This is a genomic window from Sphingobacterium sp. SGL-16 (genome assembly GCF_011043515.1).
Classification (GTDB): Bacteria; Bacteroidota; Bacteroidia; order Sphingobacteriales; family Sphingobacteriaceae; genus Sphingobacterium; species Sphingobacterium litopenaei.
Map to the genome: position 1 here is coordinate 41088 of NZ_JAAKGQ010000010.1, position 22602 is coordinate 63689.

Sequence of the window (22602 nt, forward strand, 5' to 3'; positions counted from 1 at the left end):
ATGCAAAAAAATCTAATCATAATCACAATATTATTTTTGTTTTCATCTTGTGCCAATTTTCTTGAGGTAGAACCTGAATTGGCTGTAAGTGATGAACAATCGATAACTAATGGAAAAGGAGCCGCAGCCGCGTTGAATGGGGTTTATAACAAATTGGCTTCTGATAGTTACCATGGTGTTTCTTTTCGATTTATTACCAATCTTTCAGGTGATAATTTAAGATGGGTTGGTAACAGTCCTAGTAATCGGGAGTTTGATGTTTTTGAAGTCTTTACTTCTAATTCAAGAGTTGAAAGTTTATGGAATGCCATCTATAGCACGATTAATGGAGCAAACCATATAATCTCTAAGGTGCCTGACATACAGGATCAAGCGTTTACAGATGCGGAAAGAGCTCGCATACTTGGCGAAGCGTATTTTATACGTGCATTGAATTATTTTGATCTTGTACGATTGTGGGGAGGTGTTCCTATAGTAGTGAAACCCACAGGCTCTATAGAAGATGGATTAGGAATTGCTCGTTCGGATAAAGCTGCAGTATATGAACAGATATTATCGGATCTAGAGAAAGCAGAGCAGTATTTAGAACTTACTACCGTTAAGTCGAGAGCATCTAAAGGGGCAGTATGGGCTTTTAGAAGTACACTTTATTTGTATCTGGAAAGATGGCAAGAAGCGGTAAATAATGCAAATAAGGTGATTGAAGAAACTACCATATATCAATTGAATAAAAGCTATTCGGATTTTTACTTATCAAAAAATACTGCTGAATCAATTTTTGAAATTGACTATACTATCAATAACCGCAATAACTATGCGATTAATTGGCTTCCTGGATCTTTAGGAGGAAGAAGAGAATTTTTACCGACGGATGATCTGATAAGTCTTCTTAATAATCCTCTTGTAGGTGGTGATCGCAGGAACTTACTACTATTAGATCAGGATATTTACTATGGTAATATGGATTTTAAACCTGCTACGGGGATTGATCAAGTTTATGTCTTCCGACTTGCAGAAATATTTCTCAATAGAGCTGAAGCTAATGTTAAGCTTAAAAAATTAGCTGATGCAAATAATGACCTGAAAAAGGTACGTGCAAGAGCAAATGTTTCGGAAGTTTCTGATTATGCAAATGAAGAAGAATTAGAGAGACAAATACAATTAGAACGTAGATTAGAATTTGCATTTGAAGGAAAACGATGGTTTGATTTAATAAGAACCAATAAGGCTAAAGCTACATTAGGTATAACAAAAGATTACAAATTATTACTCCCTATTCCGCAACAATTAATCTTTGTTGATAAAGAAATTGAACAAAATGAAGGATACAAATAAAATTATATAAATATGAAAAGTTTAAAAATTTTAATAATTGCATTTGGAATAGTTTCAACTGCATTCGCACAAGGAAAATATACTGTTACGGGTACAAGATTTTTATTGCCTTTATTTGAACAATTTAATGAACCGTTACAAGAAGAAGGATTTGATAAATTATTTGAGGCTACATCTAGAAATCCAAAGGCCGATATTACAGCCACTGCTACACCAAAAGTGCTTCCTGCTGCAAAGGAAGGTTATAAACAAATTGCCTTAGCCAAGATTGTTTATTTACCTGTTGTTAACACAAAGCACCCCGATATTAAAACACTATTGGAAAAAGGTATTCGCGTGGATGAACTTAAAAGTATATTTTTTAAAGACAAGGGAGATGCCGGATTTAAACCAAATTCTAATTTCAATGTATTAACTCGTAGCGCTTGTGCAGCGGTTTCATTTTCTAGTTTTTTAAAGGAGGATATTAAAACGCTTGTCAATGACTATGATAAAATAGAAAATGACAGTTTGTTAATAGATCTTGTTACCAAAGACACCTTAGCCATCACCTTTTTAGATCCTTCTAATATTTATGATATTAACACAGGAAAGATAAAGTATGGAATAACTGTTTTGCCAATAGATTTAAACAATAATGGTACTATAGACAGTGATGAAAACTTTTATTCAGACCGTAAGGTACTAATAGAAAGACTTAAAAAGGATAAAATTGAATTGCCTTCGGGTCTACTAACAGTCACCATATCTGAAAAAGAAAATGCATATTTTTCAAAATATGTGAACTGGGTTAAAGAAAAAGGAGATCCAATCATAGAGAATTTTGGTTTTTTACCACTAAATTAGTTCCATAGTAATTAAACCTTGGCAAAATACGACGCAATAATAGTTGGTTCTGGACCGAATGGTTTTGCTGCTGCAATTACTTTGCAGCAGCAAGGTCTTTCTACGCTTATCGTAGAAGGAGCGGATACCATTGGTGGGGGAATGCGGACGAAGGAACTGACACTGCCAGGATTTAAACATGATGTCTGTTCAGCGATTCATCCGATGGCAATGGCGTCACCTTTTATGCGTTCTATTCCTTTAGAAGCTTACGGTTTATCTTTTGAATATGCAAAATATGAAGCCGCGCATCCATTAATTGATGAAGAAGGAACTGTTTTACATCGCAGTTTGGAAGAAACCATTGCAGAACTAGGAGAAGATGGAGCGTATTACCAGAGTCTAATAGAACCTGTTGTCAAAAACTGGGAAAAGCTAGCGAAAGACACAATGGGACCATTAGGACTTCCTAAATACCCGTTGAATCTTGCGGCATTTGGTGTGCATGCGATTCAACCAGCTTCGTGGTTGGCAAAGCACTTTAAAACCGAAAAAGCAAAAGCCTTATGGGCGGGAATGGCAGCTCACGGTATACAGCCCTTGGATAATTTGACCACTTCAGCAATCGGCTTAGTATTAATGGGAGTAGGACATCGGTATGGTTGGGTTATTCCCAAAGGAGGTTCGCAGTCGATAGCCAATGCATTAGAAGCTTATTATTTATCCTTAGGGGGAAAGATTCAGACTGGCTTCTGGTTGAAGAATAAGTTCGATTTACCAGAACACAAGATTTTATTATTGGATCTTACACCAAAACAATTATTAGATATTGAAGGATTGGGTTTGTCGTCATTGTATACCAAACAATTGCATCGATACAAGCAAGGGATGGGGGTATTCAAAATAGATTGGGCACTTTCTGAAGAAACCCCATTTACCGACTTGCGCGCACGTCAGGCAGCAACAGTACATATCGGCGGAACATTCAATGATATTGCACTCTCAGAATATGATGGTCACCGTGGAAGAGTTTCGGATAAACCCTTCGTACTTTTTACGCAACAAAGTCAATTTGACAAAACTAGGGCGCCAGAAGGGAAACATACGGGGTGGGCATATTGTCACGTGCCCAATAGTTCAACAGTGGATTATACCGAAATAATAGAGAATCAAATCGAGCGTTTTGCGCCAGGATTCAAAGACACCATCTTAGGGAAACATACATTTAGTCCTGCAAAGCTGGAAGCATATAACCCCAATTATATAGGAGGTGATATCAATGGCGGTATCATGGATATTTCGCAATTATATACACGCCCTACACTATCATTTAATCCGCACCGAACATCTAACAAGTCAATTTATATCTGTTCGTCCGCTACCCCTCCAGGTGGTGGGGTGCACGGCATGTGTGGTTTTCATGCTGCTCGATTGGTGTTGAAAGACCATTTTAATATTTCAGTAAATTTATAATGGCGCAGAAAAGAATTGTTTTAGCAGGAGGAACGGGGAATATAGGCAAATTGCTGACCTTGATTTTGATTCATTTGGATTATCAGGTGATAATTTTTAGTAGAAGGGAGCTAAAATCTTCGCATCCTAATATCCGATATATCAAATGGGATGGTGAAAGCCTTGGTAACTGGGTACAAGAGATGGAAGGTATTGATACTCTAATCAATCTGAGTGGAAAATCTATCCAATGTCGCTTCACAGATGATAATAAAAAGATTTTGTTAGAATCTCGCATTGAGCCTACACGAATTCTGGGTGAAGCTATTTCAACTTTAAGTTCTCCACCTCGGTTATGGATTAATTTTTCTGGCATATCCCTTTTCGAAGGTGTAGAAGGATTAAATAATGAAGAATCCACATCCTTTGGAAATACCTTTTTAGCTCATCTTACTCAAGAATGGGAAAAGACTTTTGTCGAAGCTAATACGCCTGCCACAAAGAAAGTAATCTTACGATTGAGTCCAGTTTTATCTACAAAATTCGGTATGTTCAAGGAACTACTGCCGCTGGCAAAACTCGGGTTAGGAGGAAAAGTAGGCGATGGAAATCAGCAAATAGCCTGGATTCACGAACTGGATTTAGTTCGTCTGGTCATGTGGATTATCAATCTTGAATCTCCATCTGCATTGTATCATGCATGTGCTCCCGAGCCAGAATCGAATAAAGAATTTATGAAAAATCTGCGGAAAGCGGCAGGAATGCCTATTGGGATGCCTTTGCCTGCTCTTTTCGCTAAACTTGGAGCTTATTTCAAAGGTGTAGAAAGTGATATGTTGTTACTGACGAACGCTGTTTCGACTACGCGTACTTTGCAAGAAGGCTTTATATTTAATTATCCAAATACTCAAAAAGCATTTGAACATCTAACTAAAAAATAACAATACAATAAATTATGTCAACAAAAAGAATAGCATTTACTGAAGATTGGGTCGTGGTGATTTTGGGATTGGGCTTAGTCCTGGTAGCCTTATTGGGCTTCATCATTCCAAAGCCAAGTTTCAGCTGGGAATCCACTTCAGAATTGACTTCTAAAGTGCTTTCCGTATCGAATTTAACAAAAATTGGAAGCCAATTTATTACCGTTTATATTACAGCGATTTTGGGCGCATTATTACTGAACAAATCTATTAAATCCTTGCTTATCGTTTTTCCGTCGGTTTTTGTATTGACCATTTTTGCCTTGATTTTGGCAGGAAATGCAACCGTAAAAGAATATAACCTCGAAGCCGTAATTTTTGCGTTAGGGATTGGTTTGTTGATTAGCAATACTTTCACCTTACCAGAATGGTTCAAAAATGCATTAAGCACTGAATTGTATGTGAAAATAGGTTTAGTCCTGTTAGGAACTACAGTAATTTTTGGGGACATACTTAAAGCAGGCTCGCTGGGTTTAATACAAGCTTTAGTAGTGGTGATTTCCGTATGGTATTTTGCTTTTTGGATTTGTAAAAAGTTGAAGATCGATAAAGAAATGTCCTTAATGCTGGCAAGTGCGGTTTCGATTTGTGGCGTTTCGGCAGCAATCGCGACATCTGGAGCCATCAAAGGTGACAGCAAAAAATTGTCCTACGTCATCTCTTTGGTGTTAATTACCGCCATTCCAATGATGATTTTTATGCCATACTTAGCTGAATGGATGGGGTTATCACAAGAAGTTACAGGCGCTTGGTTGGGTGGTTCTATCGATACAACAGGAGCTGTGGTAGCTTCTGGTTCACTAGTGGGTGAAGAAGCGTTAAAAATCAGTACTATTGTTAAGTTCTCACAAAATGTATTGTTAGGTATAGCTGCCTTTGCAATTAGCATTTATTGGACTTATGCTAAATCCGTAGACGATGAAACCAAAAAAGAAAAACCTACATTGAAAATCATTTGGGAGCGTTTTCCAAAATTTGTTATCGGATTTGTCTTTGCTTCTTTGCTTTTCTCTTTCGTTATTTCTCCTGAAACAAATAATTTGGTTAAGGAAAGCTTGAAAAGCTTACAGAGTTTGTGGTTTGTTTTAGCATTTACTTCCATTGGCTTGGAAACCAATTTTAAAGACCTTTTCCAACACAGTAATAAAAAACCTTTATATGCATTTTTGATTGCGCAGACCTTTAATATTTTGGTCACTTTAGGGATTGCATTGATATTATTCCAATAATTTTATGGAAAACCGTATCTTAAAGCATCATTAAAGCAAATAAAGTGAATGAACGAAAAGGAGCTTCTATTACAATATAAGGCTACAGGTGGTCTGGATGTATTGGGCAAGTTGTATGCTCCTTATATGTCGTTGGTGTATGGTGTGTGTTTCAAGTATTTACAGGAAGCGGAGCAAAGTCAAGACGCAGTAATGCAGATTTTTGAAGAGCTTATTCCTAAGTTGCGTACACACGAGGTGGATAATTTTAAAAGTTGGCTGCATGTGTACACCAAAAATTATTGTTTGATGCAATTGCGTAGAGACAAACGTCGTCCGCAGGTGGATATAGAAGAAAATCTTTTCGAAAGCGAGCAGAAGTTAAGTGCATTGAATGAGGACAGGTGGGAGGAGAAAGATTTTGAGAAACTCGAAGGTTGTATGCAGACCCTGAATTTTGAGCAGGAACAATGTGTTCGTTTATTTTATTTGGAACAAAAATGTTATAAGGATATCGCAGAACAGACGGGCTTTGACTTGAATAAAGTCAAAAGCGCGATTCAAAATGGGAAGCGTAATCTGAAAATCTGTATGGAGAATAAGAAAAATGGAAAATAATTACCAACTGTCTCGTATTCATAATTATGTACATGGCTTGATGAGCCGTGATGAAATGCATGCGCTGGAGCGAGAAGCATTGGATGACCCATTTTTGCAGGATGCGATAGATGGATACAAATTACAGCAAGGAGTAGATGTCAAGCAATTAAGTCTATTGCAACAACGACTGGCGGAGCGTGTAGAAGTTCAGGCTTCCGAACGTGATAAGCGTTTTTATAGTTGGCAACGATTAGCTATAGCGATGGCAGCGGGCGTGTTGTTTTTAACGGTTTGTACGTTGATTTTAATGCGCTATTTGCCTCAACAAAAAGCATCTGCCTTAACAGAGGTGGAATTGATGGATGATGCTGCTTGGGAGTATACAATTCAGCAGTCAGATGGCAATAATGTAGAACCCTTTGAAGGTTGGGATAATTTTGAATTATATCTATTACAGAATTTGCATCCCGAAAACAAAATTGAAAGCTCGGCTCATATATCGTTTGTCGTTCAAGCTGGAAAAGTTTCGGAATTAAATATCACTGGAATAGATAAGGAAAATAAGATGTGGCTGGAAGATATTATTCAAAACAAATTCAATTGGAAGGGACAGATCGCAAAGTTTGATATTGTTTATAACAAGTTGAATATTAAATAACATTCTATATTGGAATGAGTATGTTTGAGTAATTGTATTTGTTTTAATATATTCATAGTTTGTTAACTTAAATTATGAATAAAAAAACTTCTTTATTAATTATAGGGCTGTTATTTACCTCATTATTTGCTCTTGGACAAGAACAAAGACATCGAATTTTTTTTATTACTGAATTAGATATTGAGGATTTAGTACAGTACGAAGAATTAGGTGTATGGGGGATTTCTTATGATTATCAATTTAAACGAAATCAATATATAGGAGCTTATGTCGCATTAAATAACCATAATCAATTAATAGGTATAGACTATCAATCAAATTTCAACCTAATTGCAGATAGATTAAAATTCACTCTTGGGGCTGGCTTAGGGGTTCATTTTTATCAAAAGACAGGTTTGGATGGAAAGGCAACAATATTAACAGGGATTGGAGGTTTTACTTACAATCTTTCTAAACCTATTTCAATCTTTGCGAATTATCGACCAAAGTTAGATATACCATCTCTAGATGTATTCTCTGCTTCAGATATTAGAATTGGTGTAGGTTATAGGTTTTAACAAAAAAGTCCTTTCTGTGAATTATCAGAAAGGACTTTTTTGTTATAAATACCTTGACTACTCTTCCCAACGGATTTTATCCTCTATAGGAGAGCGAACTGGTTCGCGAGGTTCAGCATTGTGGTGTCCTAAATAGAATAGACCAATACATTTTTGGTTTTCTTCTAATTTTAAGAATTCACCTAAATGGTTGATTAATCCTGGTGTTGCCCAATATCCCCCAATATTTAAAGAATGAGCTGCTAACCAAATATTTTGAACGGCACAAGCTGTAGCTGCTAATTCTTCCCATTCTGGTAAATCACCTGTATAGTTTACAATAATTGCGATAGCAACATTTGATTGTGTAGCTTTTTTCGCCATATTTTGCTCTGCTACTTCAGAATATTTTTCTGCAGGTGTAATGTTTTTATAGATACGTGCTAATTCGGATCCTAAACGTTGTAAACCATCTTTTTGGAATACCACAAAACGCCATGGTTGTGTACGTTTGTGCGTAGGAGCAGCATTCGCTGCTTCTAAAATCGTCAAAAGATCTTCTTTTGAAATATCTTGATCCGTAAAACTGTTTTGGTTGACCGTTCTACGGTATTGAATTGCTTTTAAAACTTCGTTTGACATAAAATTGATTTAATTAATTACGCTTTTTCTTCCCAAAGTGTAGCGATGTGAAGAATAGTTTTCACGGCTTTCTCCATATCTTGTTTACTTACCCATTCCATTTTTCCGTGGAAGGCATGGCCACCAGCGAAAATATTGGGACATGGAAGTCCCATAAAAGATAATCTTGAACCATCAGTACCGCCACGAATACTGCGACGTTCAGCTTTCATACCTGCACGCTCGATAGCTTCTAAACCTATCTCCATGATTTGTGGATATTGATCCAATACTTCTTTCATGTTGCGGTATTGTTCTTTCGTATCGAACGTATAAGTAACTCCAGGGTATTGAGCAACCACTGCTTTCGCAACAGCTTCTAATTCAGCTTCATGTTTTTCCAAATTTGCAGTGTCATGATCTCTCACAATAAAGGAGATAGTTGTTTTTTCTACAGAACCAGAGATTCCTGTGGGATGAACAAAACCTTGTTTACCCGATGTGCTTTCTGGTGATAAACGGTCTGTAGGGAGTGAATCCACAATTTTAGAAGCAATTTTAATAGCCGATTGCATTTTGCCTTTGGCAAATCCAGGGTGAACTGATACGCCATGGATAGTTATAGTAGCAGCATCAGCAGAGAATGTTTCATCTTCGATAGTTCCTGCTTTTTCACCGTCCATTGTATAGGCAAATTTAGCGCCTAAGCGTTCTAAATTCACAAAATCTACACCACGACCAATTTCTTCATCAGGTGTAAATAATATTTTGATATCGCCGTGTTTGATTTCTGGATGTTCGATTAACAATTTCGCAGCTTCCATGATCTCCGCTACACCAGCTTTGTCATCAGCACCTAATAATGTTGTACCCGAAGCGGTGATAATATCATTTCCGATTTGATCGGCTAAATCTTTGTGTTCAGCAAAACGAATCACTACAGCATTATCATCTGGCAAAACTAAATCTTGACCTTGGTAATTGCTATGAACAATAGGTTTTACATCTGTACCCGAACAATCTGGCGATGTATCTACGTGCGAACAAAAACAAATCGCGGGAACATCTTTCGTTGTATTAGAAGGAATAGTAGCATATACATAGCCATTTTCATCCAATTCGACATCCTGCGCACCGATAGCTTTCAATTCTTCTAACAACACTTTACTCAAATTGAGTTGTTTGGCTGTAGAAGGGAAAGTTACAGAATTGGGATCGGACTGCGTGTCGATCTGTACATAACGCATAAAACGTTCAGCAACAGAAAGATTTGATAGATTATTTATAAAAGAATTATCCATTTTAACATTTTTTGCACTACAAATGTAGTAAACCCCACAAGTTTTAAGGTATGTTTATTGTAAAGATGTTGAAAAGAGAAACGGGGAAGAGTGACTTCCCCATAGTTATTATTTTTGTTTATCGACCCATCCAAACACTGATTCTAGTACACTTGAATTTCTTGCTCCGCCGATATTTTGTCTAATTTTTAATTCTTCACCTGCTATTTTAGTGAAAAGTCCATCGATAGCTTTTTGGGTTACATAAGCATTTAAATCAGTTTGAACTTTTTCTTTTGCGATAGGGAGTGCATTGTAGGCAGAAGTTAACTGTGTCCAATAGCTACTTACATTGTTTTTCCCTAAAGCGGATTCAACAATAGGACTGAATTTTTGAGTCAACGTAGCAGACGTCGTTCTTTTAAAGAAAGTTGTTGCAGCATCTTGTTGGGAACCCAATAAAATATTGAAAGCATCAGTTACAGTCATTTGTGATAGCGAATTCACGAAAACTGGGGCTGCTTCTTTTACAGCTGATTCGGCAGCTCTATTTAAGCTCAATACGAAATTGTCAACCAATTTGCCCATTCCTACAGAACGCAAGGCTTGTTCAACTTTTTGTGCCTCTTGAGGCATCAAAATTTTGACTATAGCATCGCCGTAAAACCCATTGTTCGCAGAAAGTGTATTGATACTATTTTGTAATCCGTTACTTAATGCTTGTTTAATCCCGGTAGTAGCTTCTGCTTGTGTTATAGTTCCTGAATTAGAACCTGTTGTAGAAGTCGTTGTACCAGGAGCCGTTTGAGGCAATGTGCTTGGGATTTGGCTCATTGTCTCGCATCCTGTAAATAACGGAAGTGTAGCAATGCCTAATGCCAAGTATTTGATTGTTTTCATATTTAAACGATTGAAGCGCAAAAATACAAAAAGTTCTTACCACTCCATGTGTACCGAAACAGGAAAGTGATCTGAAGGATATTTACCAAGGTAAGTATCGGTCAGTATACCATATCTCAATATATTGAAAGGCTTCGAAACGAAAATATGATCAATACGACTTTTCTTTTCTAGACTTTTTCCCCAACCATTGAATGAAGAGTTAGGTTCATAGACGATAGGAGAAAGTTCGTACGTGTCTTGAATCGAAGGAGAGTTGGCTAAAGTAAAATAAGCTTCGTCTTTTTCATTCACGTTCAAATCTCCTGAAATGATAAGTGGGAGATTTGAAGCTAATTCTTTGGCTTTTTGAAGCATCAATTTAGCGCTTTCAGATCGCGCAATTCTTCCGACATGATCGAAATGCGTATTCATCATAATAAATTGCTTGCCATTAGTTTTGTCTTCGAAAACACCCCAAGTACAGATGCGTGGTAATGCCGCGTCCCATCCTTTGTTAGGTTTTTCTGTGTCAGTTGGTGAAAGCCAGAATGTTCCGCTTTTAATGACTTTGAAGCGTTCTTTTTTATACCAGATAGCAGAATGTTCGCCTTTATCTTTGCCATCATCTCGACCTACTCCAATCGAAGCATATTTGGGTAAAAGTTTTTGCATGTCATCCATTTGATCCTTAAATGCTTCTTGTACACCAAAAATATCAAAATCATGGTATTTGATAAGGTTACAGACTTTTTCTTTTCTGTCAATCCACATGTTGCCCGAATCTACTTGATTCCGTTGACGGATGTTGTAGGTAGCTACATGTATCGATTGTGCGAAAACAGATAGTGCGCACCAAAAAAGTAAGGTTAAGCTTATAATTTTTTTCATAATTAGTTATTTAATATTTTTTGCAAAAGCTCAGGTTCGTCAGTTGTAATATAATCCACTTTGTTATCGATGAAATAATGCATTTCTTCTTCTGAATTTACAGTCCACACATTGATTTTCATTTTGCGGTCTTTGGCATCTTTAAAATATTGTGGTCTATTCTTAAAAACTCCAGAATTAAAATCCATTTCACTAAATCCATCATTGTATAAATCAATCGGGCTCTTATCACTGCCCAAATACTGTACACGTACTTTTTTATCTAATTTTTTGAGATGAAGACAGGCATCATAACTGAATGAAATGAAAACTGTTTTTTTCAGACCTTTCAATCTTTTTACCAAATTATAAGAATGTTCTGCAGCTTCTATAGAGCGTTCTTTTCCTAATACATTGGGTTTTATCTCAAAGATCATTTTAGTTCTTTTTTGTTTTAAACCCTCCTGCATATATTCTTCTGCAGTGGGTAATTTTTCACCATTAGACAATTTTTTCTGACTTAGCGTAGCATAATCATTCGTAGCTACATTTATACCCTGATAATCATTGTTGTGGTTGACAATAAGGATATTATCTTTTGTAAGTGATACGTCAAATTCACTACCCCAAGCTTTCATCTCAATGGCATGTTTCAGTGCTGCAATAGAGTTTTGTGGTGCATTAGTCGTTTTCCAAGCACCACGATGAGCTATTATTTTCGTTTTTTGGGCATAGGAAGTAAGAGAAATTGCAAAAAGCATACAAGCTAAAGTGATGTTTTTCATGGTTGTATAAAGGTTTAGTTAGTTAAGTAGATTATGTTCGAGACTTTTCTTTCGCCTTCGTGATCGAATTTATTGTTGTCCGAAGGATAATTCACAATACCATTATAGGGTTGGTTGATGATATACATGGCCGTACTGCCGCCGCCATCAAGATTCATGGCGTCTTGACAACCATACCATTTCATTATATGTGCCAGTTCATGTAAATTCATTCCTTGTGATTGACTTCTACGTCCATCAACGGTAATAAGAATCAATTTATTGCCTTTCAGTCCAATCGCAGTGCGAGGATGTCTATTGTCATTGAATGCATTTTTGGAAAGTTGTGCTCTTGAATTTTGTGTCAAAAGTGAGGGACCGGCTAGTATAATATTGGGATAAGAACCAATAATGGTAGAATCTGAAGTAATTTTCGTGGCTTTTTTATCGAAAGCTAAAAAAGCATTCGCTCTGTCGCTTGGATTAATCGTTGTGTTAATAACCTTATTTTCCACTTTGATATAATCCACAGCTCCACCATTTTTCATGTCAAAAAAGCCTCCATTTATGGCTACAAATGCTTTTACTTGTTTGGCTAGGGAACTGGTCAATTCGCGGCTTTTTGGCAAAGCTTTAATCCCTAATTTCTTCTGATTCTGTTTAAGATCAATTTCAATTATGTTTATGATTTGTGTAGAGTTGAATACCGCTGTGGTGGAGAGGTTTTTCCAGATTACTCCTTTGGCTACTTTTTGTGTCTGCCATTTCTGCTGGATAAATGCTAATGAATCCTGGGGAAGTCTAATTTGACTAAAAGCTATAAAAGGAAATAATAAGGTAAATAAAAAGGCAGTACTATTTTTCATAATTACTGCCTAATTTAAATATCTTCTATTAATTTAATGCATGATTAACGAATACCATTCCATTCATCATGAAATTGTTGCAAAAAGTCTTCCATGAACTGATGTCTATGTTCTGCAATAGACTTCGCCGTTGACGTATTCATTTTATCTTTTAGTAATAACAGTTTTTCATAGAAATGATTAATTGTAGGGGCAGAAGTGTTTTTATATTCTTCTTTACTCATATGTTTTTTCGGTTTTACATTCGGGTCATAAATCTCACGATTTTTGTATCCTCCGTAATTAAATGCACGAGCAATTCCGATAGCGCCAATTGCATCTAAGCGATCTGCATCTTGCGCTACTTCAAGTTCTTTGGAATGGAAAGTGACTTCCCCCAAAGAGGCTTTGAAGGACATGTTAAGAATAATCTGTTGTACATGCTCAACTACTTCATTTTCCACACCGATGGATGTTAAAAATTCACCGGCCACACGTGGACCTATCGTTTCATCGCCATCATGAAATTTGCTATCAGCAATGTCATGTAACAAGGCGGCTAGCTCACAAACCAAATGATTTGCTTCTTCATGCTGTAAAATTAATTTTGTGTTGTTCCAGACCCGCTGAATATGCCACCAATCGTGGCCTGATTCTGCAAATTTAAGCCTGTCCTGTACAAATGCTACGGTTAGATCAATTATTTGTTGCATGTGATTTTTCTTTTGTTCCGTCGTAAAGTTCGTATTGTAATAATCTGCAGTCTAATTTACCATTAAAAAATTCAAATCTCCTAGAAGCTTTTAAACCAATTTTCTTTGCAAGGTCTGGATTCCCTGTAAAAACATAACCGCGGTAGCCTTTACACTCCTGTTTCATAAAGTCACCCACACGTTTGTAAGTGATTTCGAGCTTCGTATGCGTGCCCAAACGCTCCCCATATTCTGGATTGAACATGATAACTCCAGGTCCTTCAGGCACGGTAGTTTCAGCAAAATCACATACTTCGAAATCGATCAAATGTTCTACACCTGCAGTCTGTGCATTCATTTTTGCAATTTCAATTGCTTGTGCTGAAATATCCGAAGCAATAATAGTTGGTATATTGTTTTTAACAGTTTTTTCTTTCAGCAATCTTCTTTCTTGGAAGAATACTTCTTCATTATATCCGATAAAGTGCATGAATGAATAGTTCATGCGTTGTAACCCTGGCATTCTCTTTTGCGCCATCAAAGCTGCTTCAATTGCCAAAGTACCCGAACCGCACATTGGATTAATAAAAGGAGTTTTTCCATCCCATTTTGTGGCCAAAATAGTTGATGAAGCTAATGCTTCCAACATAGGTGCTTTACCAGGATGTTTGCGGTAGCCGTGTTTTGCTAAGGTTTCACCAGAAGTATCTAAGAAAATTTCTGCACGTTCTTCGATCCAGTGTAAATGAATCACTGCTTTGGACAGATCTGGTCCTGAATCGGGACGTACACCTTTTTTATCTTTGATTCTATCCACGATCGCATCTTTTACTTTTACATTAGCGAAAAGTGGTGTTGTAATCGTTTCGTTATGAACGTTGGATGTTACAGAAAAGTAGCCGTCAAAAGGTATAATATTTTCCCATTCAATCTTGACTAAAGCATTGTATAATTCTTTAGCATCACGTGCTCTAAATGAAGCTAATTCGTATAAAACCTGACTCGCCGTACGCAAATTTAAATTTAAGCGAATGCATTCATTGATAGATGCTTGTAGTTCTACTCCAGTGTTAAAAACTCTCTTTATTTCGTATCCTAATTCTGTAATTTCTTCTTGAAGGAATGGTGATAATCTTTTGTTACAAGTTATTATCACTTTGCTTGCTGTGTTGAAAACTTCTTTCATATTTGTGCAAAGTTAATTAATCTTCGATGGAAAAAATGTGTAATTTTACGGTTTAATACAATTAATGATATGGAAATCAGAGGAAAAGTTCACGAAGTAGGTGCTGTACAACAGGTTACTGAGTCTTTTAAAAAGAGAGATTTGATCGTTGCATACGCAGAAAACCCACAATTTGTGGAATATATTCGTTTTGAAGCGACACAAGATAGAGTTAATATTTTTGACAATTTGGCTGTAGGCGAAGAGATTGAAGTTTCTTTCAATTTACGTGGTCGTCCTTGGACAAATGCACAAGGTGTAACAACTTATTTCAACTCATTAGTGGCTTGGAGAGTAACTAAATTAGCTAATACTGCTGCTGCTTCTGCACCTTCATACAATGATATGCCAGCACCAGTAGATATCACTTCATCAGGTGCTGATGACGATGATTTACCTTTCTAATAGATAAAAACCGTATACTATATACTTTAAAAGCTATCTCGAGAGAGATAGCTTTTTTTGTTACCCACTCACATACTTCCCGTAAGGAATTTTCCGCAATACATAAATAATCCCAATCGAAGTAATTAAAGTCAGTAATGTGGCTAAAGGAATAACCCACAATGTACTCATGTGCTTTGAGAGGAATGGATGTATATAATTAAGTGGAAGGATATGTACTAAATAAATTCCGAAACTGTATTCGTCAATAATTTTTATCCATGTTGGGAGTTCAGACTCCTTATTCACTATTTTCTGGAACAAAATAAATAATAAACCAGCAGCAAGTGCTGTATTTGGAAATACGTAATAATACCAGTGCGGATTATATTTATTAGCCGATAAACTCCAAGTATACGTCATATATGCTGTAAATACGGATATAGCTATATAACCTATCAAAGGTATCCATTTACTCCAATTGAACGATTTAATAGATAAATAATACCCCAATACCAAATAGCCCAAGTATCCTGAAAAGAAAGTTAAATCAAATTTGGGAAAATTTGGATAGTAGAATTTATTCATTAGAATCATCGAAGCAAACCACAATACTAGAAAAATTTCAATCTCCCGAATGCTGACTTGGGTAATGATTTTACGGAGATAAGGAATAGTCAAATATAAACCAATGATCATGTATAGATACCACAAATGCGCATTGGCACCATGTAAAATTTTGTCTTGAGCTATGCTCATAATCTTTTCTGTGGATAGGGCATTGAAATTTGTATATCGATAGAAATAATAAATCAGATATATTATTGTCCAAAATAAAAATGGATACAGCAATTTGGTGATACGCTTTTTATAAAAAGACCAAGTGTCTTCGTCCTTGAGTAACAGCAATGCACCAGACAACATCACAAAAATAGCAACAGAACAACGTGTTGCTGAATTAATCCAATTCGCATAGTTCCAATTAAAATCATCCGCATCAAAGCGATTCAAAAAACCTGTACTGGCATGAATCAATATGACAAATACTGTCGCAATGACACGTAAGTAGCTGATATAGTTGTTTTTTGTAGCCATTATGTAAAAATATCTATTATTGGAATAGGAATTGAACGTTTTGTTGTAATGCTGGGGAATAAATTTCCGCATAAAGCTTGAAAAATAAGTATATTAGAAGAGACAATTTTATTTATATAAAAAATGGGTTTTGCGACAAAGAAAAGTAAACGATGGGAATTTGGACAACTAAAATGGACATTTTTGTCTATTTTATTGTTTGTTCCACCGATTCATCCGCTTGTGATGATGTCGCAGGCCTCCAAAAGTAAGGTGCGTTCTTGGTACGCCCTTGCTTGGATATTGTTATTTATACAGTTTGGATTGTTTTACTCGTTCTACTACTTTGCTGGTGCCATGTCTTCGGGTATGTTGGCAACGGTATGTGGTTATATAGCTTCTTATATTGCGGGAAATGGCTTGTTGCTTAGTCAGTCGAAAGATTATTTGCAACGCATCGAATTATCGGAAGTAAGACAGTTGAGTTGGGTTAACAATATTGCGCATCAGCGCCGATTGGAATTGGCGCAGGCAGAAGTGGAAACGCCACAATCTTTTGTTACAAAACTGATGTTTTATAAGAAGGAGATTCAAAATAGAAATTTGCAAGCTCATATTGAGAAGATTGTGCGGTTATTTCATCTGCTGGAACAACGTGATATTATGGAAGCCGAAAAATTCTTGGTAAGACACGGTACGGTTGTCAATGTTTTACGTGAATATTATGATTTACAACAAACACGATTAAATAATGCTATAACCTTAGAGTCCAAAAATAAACTGGAAACTGTATTGGTACAAGCTTCATCCGCAATAGAGTTGGATGTTACGAATTTGATTAAATATCGTTTGCTGGACGTTTCGGCAGAGTCTGATGTCTATATTCAAACGCTTAAAAATAAAAAACTACTTAATGACTAAACTATGAGTACAATAGACTTGACAACTTATGATGAAAATACACCGGGGAAAAGCTCTCAAGATATGCAAGTGAATTTTACACCTGAAGAGAAGGCTTTAATCCAACAATATAAAGACAAAATCAATCTGCAGTCGACCACTGATATTATTCAATTTGGTGTGGCCAGTCAAACAAAAGTTAGCAATTTTTCAAATGAAATATTGAAACAGGTACGTACAAAAGATATGGGTGGGGCGGAAGATATTTTGTTGAATCTGCGTACGGATATTAAGTCTTTTGATGAAAAATTAAATAAAAAGCCATTGATTCCTTTCTTCGACAACTTGAAGAAGAAGGTTCAGCGTCTGCGTACAGAATATGCTTCGGTTGAGAAAAATATTCATCAAATCGAATTAAAGTTAGAAGGCCATTACAAAAACCTTTTGAAGGATGTAAATATCTTCGATAAGCTTTTTCAAGAGAATCAAAATTACTTTAAAGAACTTTCTTTGCATATAGCAGCAGGAGAGGAGAAGCTACAGGAAGTACATAATGTTACGTTGCCACAATTAAAACGAGAAGCGGAAGAATCTGGAGACCAACACAAAATTCAAGCGTACAAAGACATGGAACAACATGTGGTGCGTTTTGAGCGTAAAGTGCACGATTTGAAATTGACGCGTATGGTCGTATTGCAAACAGCGCCACAGATTCGCATGATTCAAAGCAACAGTTCATCCTTGATGGAGAAAATCCAATCCAGTATTGTGAATACTTTGCCCCTTTGGAAAAACCAAATGGTGTTGACATTGGGCATTGCGCATTCGCAACGTGCTTTGGAAGCTCAAAAAGCAGTTACAGATGCTACAAATGAATTACTTCGCAAAAATTCGGAAATGCTTAAGGAATCTACCATTAGTGTAGCTCGTGAAACCGAGCGTGGTATTGTCGATATTGAGACTATCAAAAAAGCAAACAACGATATTATCCAGACTATCGAACAGGTTATCCAAATTCAACGTGATGGTCGGGAAAAACGAAAAGTTGTCGAGCAAGAATTACTACAGTCCGAAAATGAATTGAAACAGCAATTGCTGAAATCTTCGGATGAGAATAGATTAATTAACTAGAAAGAGCCGCTTTTAGCGGCTCTTTCTAGTTAATACAAAGTTCTTTTCGCTTGTTTTTTGGATATCTCCCTTCGGTCGATATGACGTTGTTAGGTTTTGTCATTCTTATGATAAGAGAAATCTAATTATTCCTCCACCAAAGAGATTTCATAAATATCAATTCTCTTGAAACTTTCGCCTTTTCCGTCTACAGTAACCTCTCTGTAAAGTTCGATATAAGTAGCAACTCCGTACAATGAATTGTATTGATAGGTATTATGTAAGTAAATGTCCATATTAAAACCTTTTAATTCATTTTCATCAATAGGTTTTTCTTTATTTTCATATTTCTTGAAAAAATCAAATACTTTTTCCATAAAATCGCCTTCTATTGTTTTTTCTTCAATTAAAGAGAAGTAATTATTCTCTTCATCGTATTCATCACAGTATAATACACCATTCAGGGCAATAGGAGTATTCAGTAAAGGAGCTACCATCTCTTCTTCAAATGGAATAGTGTCTTGAATATTGAAAGATCCACCTAAGGCAAAATGCAATGCTTGCACATCTTGGGCGTATGCAGAAATAAGTGTGGTAGGATCGATGGAACCTATAAACTCCTTTATAAATTCTAATGTTTTTTCATCATTCGTTTCTGCGCTTAGAATATTTAATAATGCTTCGAAGTCAGCCGAAATTTTTTCAGAAAGTATCACCTCATTGATAATGCGCTTAAATATTCCTAATTCATCCGTCTCATAATCGAATTGAATGGTGGATAACTCTATAAGCTTTTGTTGTATACTTTCTTCTAAGTTACTCAACTGAGGTGTCGCAAATACATCTAAAGTTCGATAATAGCTGATAATATAGTTTGAATCTGTAGAGTCTTTTACAGTAATTTTAAAATTGAAGGAATTTTCAGTAGTTTTTGCATCTTTAGTACTACTAGAATCAATTGAGGTTTTTAAGACTGAATAATTTAAAGTTTCTCCTTTTGGAATATAAGATATTAGATTGACGATTTTTGTACTATCGGTTTGTGCGTAACAAAAATTGAATAGTATTGTCGCAATAAGGAATAAGAGTCTTTTCATATTGGGTTAAAAATTTAAACTAAAAATGCCAATATTATTTGGCATTTTTAATTTAAATTTTACATTTCCCAACGTTTTTTAGGTACGCAGGTAATATCTTGTGTTTTGCGGAGTGTAATAGGTTTGGAATCAAATTTATTCTGTAGAACAATGGTATCTGCTGAAACAGAAATTATCTTAAATCGAGGCAAATATTGTCCTTGCTTATAGCAGCCAGAACCTTTTTGTTTCCAATTCGCTTTGGTATAAATACCTTCAACAATAAGGCTGTCTCCACGTTGTACATAAACACCTTTACCGTATTCTTTCCAATTCCCATTTTTATAGCATGAATCAGGAATCGTTTTGGTTTTAGCGTGGACATTCATTACTGCATAAATTGAATCACATCGGAATGTGAATTCGTGTAAAGTATAAGATAAAAGTTGATCTTGATTGTCAACACTATCTTGCACCCACACACCTTGCAATTCTTTCACGCCTTCAGTTTGCATATCCGATTGGCGCTGGCAAGATATTGTCAATAAAAACATACCTATCAGGATAGATAGGTATGTATTATAAAAATGATATGTTTTCGAAGTTTTAATCACTAAACTTATTTTAAACTTCCAACCATATCTTCTGGTTTCACCCATTCGTCGAACTGTTCAGCAGTCACATAACCTAATGCAATAGCTGTTTCTTTCAACGTAGAGTTGTTTTTATGAGCTGTTTGCGCGATTTCAGCAGCTTTGTAGTAACCAATTTTAGTGTTCAATGCTGTTACCAACATCAAAGAGTTATCTACTAATTCTTTGATACGCGCGTAATTTGGTTCGATACCAGAAGCACAGTGCTCTTCGAAAGATACACATGCATCACCGATTAAGCGTGCAGATTGTAAAAAGTTCGCAGCCATTACAGGTTTGAATACATTCAATTCGTAGTGACCTTGTGTACCACCAATAGTGATAGCGACATCATTACCCATTACTTGTGCAGCAACCATTGTCAATGCTTCACATTGTGTAGGGTTAACTTTACCAGGCATGATAGAAGAACCTGGTTCGTTTTCAGGAATTAAGATTTCGCCGATACCTGAACGTGGGCCTGAAGCTAACATACGGATGTCGTTAGCAATTTTGGTCAATGATACAGCCAATTGTTTCAATGCACCGTGTGTTTCCACGATAGCATCGTGAGAAGCTAAAGCTTCGAATTTATTTGGAGCAGTTACAAATGGAAGACCAGTAAATTCTGCAATATATTTAGCTACAGTAACATCGTAACCTTTTGGAGTGTTCAAACCTGTACCTACAGCAGTACCACCCAATGCAACTTCTGATAAATGTGCTAATGTATTTTTAACGGCTTTGATACCGTAATTCAATTGTGCTACATAACCTGATAATTCTTGACCTAAAGTCAATGGAGTTGCGTCCATTAAGTGCGTACGACCGATTTTTACAACGTTCATAAATTCTTGTGATTTACGTTGTAAAGTATCACGTAATTTTTCCACACCTGGAATAGTTACTTCAACTACAGCTTTGTAAGCAGCGATGTGCATGCCAGTAGGAAATGTATCGTTAGAAGATTGCGATTTGTTTACATCGTCATTCGCTTTCAATACAGGTTCACCTTCGCCGATTTTACCACCAGCCAATACTTGCGCACGGTTAGCGATTACTTCGTTTACGTTCATGTTTGATTGCGTACCCGAACCTGTTTGCCAGATTACTAATGGGAATTCGCTATCCAATTTACCCGCTAAGATTTCGTCACAAACTGCAGCGATAGCATCACGTTTTTCGATAGGTAATACTCCTAATTCGTGGTTAGCATAAGCAGCAGCTTTTTTCAAATAAGCAAAACCTTCAATGATTTCTTTTGGCATGGAGCCTGAAGGTCCGATTTTAAAGTTATTACGTGAACGTTCAGTTTGTGCACCCCAGTATTTGTCTGCAGGTACTTGAACTTCACCCATTGTATCTTTTTCTATTCTGAATGACATGATAGTAAAGTTTTGTTTTTATGTGTGACAAAGTTACTGAATTATATATAGAATAGGAACTTTGATTATAGGAGCAAATGTCTGTTTTATTTCAAAAATTGTATATTTAAATGTTATATAAATCAAGAACTTTTTGCCATGAAAAGATTATTTAGCCCTTTTGTCCTATTTTCTCTACTTACTGTTATAAATTTTAATCTTTCCTGTGTTGGAGATAATACTTCGTCAGAAGAAGTGCAAGATTCCATTGCAGACACCCCTGAATCGAAAGATAGAATTTCCAATTCTATTCTTTGGACCTATGATGCATTAGGTGATTCGATGGTTCAAAAGGAAGCTCCAGCCTCTCTGTCTCTAAAAGGAGTGTTAGATACGTTAAATACCCGTTATTCTACGGCTAATCTTCAGTTACAAAAGCACTCTGGTGATACTCTTTTTGTGAAAATAGCAGATGTATCTTACTTACAGCAGCTAGGTTCTAGTGGTAATTATGGATTTATGGCTGAGATTGTTTACTCCTTGACAGAAATTCCTGATGTAAACTATGTCTATCTAGATTTTCAAGAAGTAGATCATGCTACACCAGGACTTTATTCGCGTAAAGATTTCGATAATAAAATATCACAATAATTACAGGCCTAATCTTTTTTGTAAATGCTCTTCGATGTAATGAAACAATTGGCGTGGCTTTAGCGTTCGCCAAGGAATTTCATTCAGAAAACCTCCTAGATTGATGTAATAATCAATGTTTTGAGATTGAAACTCTTCGAGTACGTGTTCGCGGAAATGTAAACCTGCTATCCATCCATCCTCAATATCTTGGAACCATTCTTCGTAGTAAGAGTCGTCAGAGCTATGAAAATTCAATACATTTTCGCCAATTAGAATGTATTTGGTAATGCCTTCTCCAATCATCATGTCTATAATCTCTCTTTTGAGCAGCATAATGTCATTATAGATGGCATCATTCCATTCGCCTATCAGCTCAATTACAGCAAAACCTTTGTCATAATCCACAAATATTACTTTGAGGTATAATGTCTGTGAACCAAATTCGTCCCACTGTGGATGTAAGAGGTAATTATATACTTGTTTGTCAAATTCAAACTCATTATATACAGTACCGTAGAATGGCGATTTTTCATCATCCGCTGCAATATAGTCATGTCTCCAATTGTAAAAAGGCTCTATCTCGTGCATTATTTTTAATCTTATTCAAATATTAGTATTTATTTATTGATAATAAAGAATTTGGAATACAATTTGTTTTA

25 protein-coding genes are annotated in these 22602 nt (G+C 36.1%); 12 read left to right on the forward strand and 13 right to left on the reverse strand.

Annotated elements, in window-relative coordinates; all coding sequences use genetic code 11:
- From G5B32_RS05530 to G5B32_RS05565, 8 genes are all read left to right on the forward strand, one after another.
- Positions 1-1335 (forward strand): RagB/SusD family nutrient uptake outer membrane protein, encoded by a 1335-nt coding sequence (locus G5B32_RS05530; protein WP_165290554.1) that lies wholly within the window; start codon positions 1-3, stop codon positions 1333-1335.
- Positions 1336-1347: 12 nt separating this feature from the next.
- Positions 1348-2181: a hypothetical protein gene (locus G5B32_RS05535; RefSeq protein WP_165290555.1), complete on the forward strand. Its 834-nt coding sequence runs from the start codon at positions 1348-1350 to the stop codon at positions 2179-2181.
- Positions 2182-2199: 18 nt separating this feature from the next.
- The gene (locus tag G5B32_RS05540; protein ID WP_165290556.1) at positions 2200-3633 is read left to right on the forward strand and encodes a phytoene desaturase family protein; all 1434 of its coding nucleotides are present in this window, start codon (positions 2200-2202) and stop codon (positions 3631-3633) included.
- Positions 3633-4553: a TIGR01777 family oxidoreductase gene (locus G5B32_RS05545; protein WP_165290557.1), complete on the forward strand. Its 921-nt coding sequence runs from the start codon at positions 3633-3635 to the stop codon at positions 4551-4553. The genes G5B32_RS05540 and G5B32_RS05545 overlap by 1 nt, the downstream gene beginning before the upstream one ends.
- Positions 4554-4567: 14 nt before the next feature.
- Positions 4568-5821 (forward strand): YeiH family protein, encoded by a 1254-nt coding sequence (locus G5B32_RS05550; RefSeq protein ID WP_165290558.1) that lies wholly within the window; start codon positions 4568-4570, stop codon positions 5819-5821.
- Positions 5822-5869: 48 nt separating this feature from the next.
- Complete coding sequence (locus tag G5B32_RS05555) at positions 5870-6418, forward strand: RNA polymerase sigma factor (protein WP_165290559.1); 549 nt, start codon at positions 5870-5872, stop codon at positions 6416-6418.
- Positions 6408-7058, forward strand: coding sequence for a hypothetical protein (locus tag G5B32_RS05560; RefSeq protein WP_165290560.1), 651 nt, complete (start codon positions 6408-6410; stop codon positions 7056-7058). The genes G5B32_RS05555 and G5B32_RS05560 overlap by 11 nt, the downstream gene beginning before the upstream one ends.
- A 74-nt stretch (positions 7059-7132) precedes the next feature.
- A complete protein-coding gene (locus G5B32_RS05565) occupies positions 7133-7615 on the forward strand; it encodes an outer membrane beta-barrel protein (protein WP_165290561.1) in 483 nt (160 codons plus the stop codon).
- Positions 7616-7672: 57 nt separating this feature from the next.
- Here G5B32_RS05565 and G5B32_RS05570 read toward each other — a convergent pair whose 3' ends face one another.
- The 8 genes from G5B32_RS05570 to G5B32_RS05605 form a co-directional block, all read right to left on the reverse strand.
- On the reverse strand, positions 7673-8236 hold the full coding sequence (locus G5B32_RS05570) for a nitroreductase (protein ID WP_165290562.1): 564 nt from the start codon (positions 8234-8236) through the stop codon (positions 7673-7675).
- A 17-nt stretch (positions 8237-8253) separates the two neighbouring features.
- On the reverse strand, positions 8254-9516 hold the full coding sequence (gene pepT, locus G5B32_RS05575; protein WP_165290563.1) for a peptidase T: 1263 nt from the start codon (positions 9514-9516) through the stop codon (positions 8254-8256).
- A gap of 108 nt (positions 9517-9624) precedes the next feature.
- Entirely contained in the window at positions 9625-10395 is a 771-nt protein-coding gene (locus G5B32_RS05580; RefSeq protein ID WP_165290564.1) for a DUF4197 domain-containing protein, read from the reverse strand.
- Between the two features lie 36 nt (positions 10396-10431).
- Positions 10432-11265 (reverse strand): endonuclease/exonuclease/phosphatase family protein, encoded by an 834-nt coding sequence (locus tag G5B32_RS05585; RefSeq protein ID WP_165290565.1) that lies wholly within the window; start codon positions 11263-11265, stop codon positions 10432-10434.
- Between the two features lie 2 nt (positions 11266-11267).
- On the reverse strand, positions 11268-12029 hold the full coding sequence (locus G5B32_RS05590) for a glycerophosphodiester phosphodiesterase family protein (RefSeq protein WP_165290566.1): 762 nt from the start codon (positions 12027-12029) through the stop codon (positions 11268-11270).
- A gap of 14 nt (positions 12030-12043) precedes the next feature.
- Complete coding sequence (locus tag G5B32_RS05595) at positions 12044-12874, reverse strand: phosphodiester glycosidase family protein (protein WP_165290567.1); 831 nt, start codon at positions 12872-12874, stop codon at positions 12044-12046.
- A 44-nt stretch (positions 12875-12918) separates the two neighbouring features.
- The gene (locus G5B32_RS05600; RefSeq protein ID WP_165290568.1) at positions 12919-13566 is read right to left on the reverse strand and encodes an HD domain-containing protein; all 648 of its coding nucleotides are present in this window, start codon (positions 13564-13566) and stop codon (positions 12919-12921) included.
- Complete coding sequence (locus G5B32_RS05605; protein WP_165290569.1) at positions 13550-14731, reverse strand: class I SAM-dependent RNA methyltransferase; 1182 nt, start codon at positions 14729-14731, stop codon at positions 13550-13552. Before G5B32_RS05605 ends, G5B32_RS05600 begins: the two co-directional genes overlap by 17 nt.
- 69 nt (positions 14732-14800) lie before the next feature.
- Between G5B32_RS05605 and G5B32_RS05610 the strand changes: the two genes are divergently transcribed.
- On the forward strand, positions 14801-15175 hold the full coding sequence (locus G5B32_RS05610; RefSeq protein WP_165290570.1) for a DUF3127 domain-containing protein: 375 nt from the start codon (positions 14801-14803) through the stop codon (positions 15173-15175).
- A gap of 60 nt (positions 15176-15235) precedes the next feature.
- On the opposite strand, the gene G5B32_RS05615 is transcribed toward G5B32_RS05610, so the two are convergent.
- Positions 15236-16249: an acyltransferase gene (locus tag G5B32_RS05615; protein WP_165290571.1), complete on the reverse strand. Its 1014-nt coding sequence runs from the start codon at positions 16247-16249 to the stop codon at positions 15236-15238.
- A gap of 123 nt (positions 16250-16372) precedes the next feature.
- Between G5B32_RS05615 and G5B32_RS05620 the strand changes: the two genes are divergently transcribed.
- The gene (locus G5B32_RS05620) at positions 16373-17149 is read left to right on the forward strand and encodes a hypothetical protein (RefSeq protein WP_165290572.1); all 777 of its coding nucleotides are present in this window, start codon (positions 16373-16375) and stop codon (positions 17147-17149) included.
- Between the two features lie 3 nt (positions 17150-17152).
- Positions 17153-18259 (forward strand): toxic anion resistance protein, encoded by a 1107-nt coding sequence (locus tag G5B32_RS05625; RefSeq protein WP_190302038.1) that lies wholly within the window; start codon positions 17153-17155, stop codon positions 18257-18259.
- A gap of 125 nt (positions 18260-18384) precedes the next feature.
- On the opposite strand, the gene G5B32_RS05630 is transcribed toward G5B32_RS05625, so the two are convergent.
- The 3 genes from G5B32_RS05630 to fumC are packed head-to-tail and all read right to left on the reverse strand — an operon-like array spanning position 18385 to position 21331.
- Positions 18385-19335, reverse strand: a complete 951-nt coding sequence (locus tag G5B32_RS05630) for a hypothetical protein (protein ID WP_165290573.1) — start codon at positions 19333-19335, stop codon at positions 18385-18387.
- A gap of 59 nt (positions 19336-19394) precedes the next feature.
- On the reverse strand, positions 19395-19973 hold the full coding sequence (locus tag G5B32_RS05635; RefSeq protein WP_240899008.1) for a fumarate hydratase: 579 nt from the start codon (positions 19971-19973) through the stop codon (positions 19395-19397).
- Positions 19934-21331: a class II fumarate hydratase gene (gene fumC, locus G5B32_RS05640; RefSeq protein WP_165290574.1), complete on the reverse strand. Its 1398-nt coding sequence runs from the start codon at positions 21329-21331 to the stop codon at positions 19934-19936. The genes G5B32_RS05635 and fumC overlap by 40 nt, the downstream gene beginning before the upstream one ends.
- A 138-nt stretch (positions 21332-21469) precedes the next feature.
- On the opposite strand from fumC, the gene G5B32_RS05645 reads away from it, so the two are divergent.
- Positions 21470-21961 (forward strand): hypothetical protein, encoded by a 492-nt coding sequence (locus G5B32_RS05645; RefSeq protein WP_165290575.1) that lies wholly within the window; start codon positions 21470-21472, stop codon positions 21959-21961.
- Here the strand turns inward: G5B32_RS05645 and G5B32_RS05650 are convergent, their stop codons facing one another.
- Positions 21962-22531, reverse strand: coding sequence for a hypothetical protein (locus G5B32_RS05650; protein WP_165290576.1), 570 nt, complete (start codon positions 22529-22531; stop codon positions 21962-21964).
- Positions 22532-22602 lie beyond the last annotated feature (71 nt).

Bases quoted from the DNA above. Each gene is read 5' to 3' on its own strand.
- G5B32_RS05565 (WP_165290561.1), top strand. From the start codon at position 7,133: ATGAATAAAAAAACTTCTTTATTAATTATAGGGCTGTTATTTACCTCA.
- G5B32_RS05535 (WP_165290555.1), top strand. From the start codon at position 1,348: ATGAAAAGTTTAAAAATTTTAATAATTGCATTTGGAATAGTTTCAACT.
- G5B32_RS05595 (WP_165290567.1), bottom strand. From the start codon at position 12,874: ATGAAAAATAGTACTGCCTTTTTATTTACCTTATTATTTCCTTTTATA.
- G5B32_RS05615 (WP_165290571.1), bottom strand. From the start codon at position 16,249: ATGGCTACAAAAAACAACTATATCAGCTACTTACGTGTCATTGCGACA.
- G5B32_RS05610 (WP_165290570.1), top strand. From the start codon at position 14,801: ATGGAAATCAGAGGAAAAGTTCACGAAGTAGGTGCTGTACAACAGGTT.
- G5B32_RS05570 (WP_165290562.1), bottom strand. From the start codon at position 8,236: ATGTCAAACGAAGTTTTAAAAGCAATTCAATACCGTAGAACGGTCAAC.
- G5B32_RS05620 (WP_165290572.1), top strand. From the start codon at position 16,373: ATGGGTTTTGCGACAAAGAAAAGTAAACGATGGGAATTTGGACAACTA.
- fumC (WP_165290574.1), bottom strand. From the start codon at position 21,331: ATGTCATTCAGAATAGAAAAAGATACAATGGGTGAAGTTCAAGTACCT.
- G5B32_RS05645 (WP_165290575.1), top strand. From the start codon at position 21,470: ATGAAAAGATTATTTAGCCCTTTTGTCCTATTTTCTCTACTTACTGTT.
- G5B32_RS05530 (WP_165290554.1), top strand. From the start codon at position 1: ATGCAAAAAAATCTAATCATAATCACAATATTATTTTTGTTTTCATCT.
- G5B32_RS05650 (WP_165290576.1), bottom strand. From the start codon at position 22,531: ATGCACGAGATAGAGCCTTTTTACAATTGGAGACATGACTATATTGCA.
- G5B32_RS05635 (WP_240899008.1), bottom strand. From the start codon at position 19,973: ATGGGTGAAACCAGAAGATATGGTTGGAAGTTTAAAATAAGTTTAGTG.
- G5B32_RS05560 (WP_165290560.1), top strand. From the start codon at position 6,408: ATGGAAAATAATTACCAACTGTCTCGTATTCATAATTATGTACATGGC.
- G5B32_RS05545 (WP_165290557.1), top strand. From the start codon at position 3,633: ATGGCGCAGAAAAGAATTGTTTTAGCAGGAGGAACGGGGAATATAGGC.
- G5B32_RS05555 (WP_165290559.1), top strand. From the start codon at position 5,870: ATGAACGAAAAGGAGCTTCTATTACAATATAAGGCTACAGGTGGTCTG.
- G5B32_RS05625 (WP_190302038.1), top strand. From the start codon at position 17,153: ATGAGTACAATAGACTTGACAACTTATGATGAAAATACACCGGGGAAA.
- G5B32_RS05585 (WP_165290565.1), bottom strand. From the start codon at position 11,265: ATGAAAAAAATTATAAGCTTAACCTTACTTTTTTGGTGCGCACTATCT.
- pepT (WP_165290563.1), bottom strand. From the start codon at position 9,516: ATGGATAATTCTTTTATAAATAATCTATCAAATCTTTCTGTTGCTGAA.
- G5B32_RS05630 (WP_165290573.1), bottom strand. From the start codon at position 19,335: ATGAAAAGACTCTTATTCCTTATTGCGACAATACTATTCAATTTTTGT.
- G5B32_RS05605 (WP_165290569.1), bottom strand. From the start codon at position 14,731: ATGAAAGAAGTTTTCAACACAGCAAGCAAAGTGATAATAACTTGTAAC.
- G5B32_RS05580 (WP_165290564.1), bottom strand. From the start codon at position 10,395: ATGAAAACAATCAAATACTTGGCATTAGGCATTGCTACACTTCCGTTA.
- G5B32_RS05590 (WP_165290566.1), bottom strand. From the start codon at position 12,029: ATGAAAAACATCACTTTAGCTTGTATGCTTTTTGCAATTTCTCTTACT.
- G5B32_RS05550 (WP_165290558.1), top strand. From the start codon at position 4,568: ATGTCAACAAAAAGAATAGCATTTACTGAAGATTGGGTCGTGGTGATT.
- G5B32_RS05600 (WP_165290568.1), bottom strand. From the start codon at position 13,566: ATGCAACAAATAATTGATCTAACCGTAGCATTTGTACAGGACAGGCTT.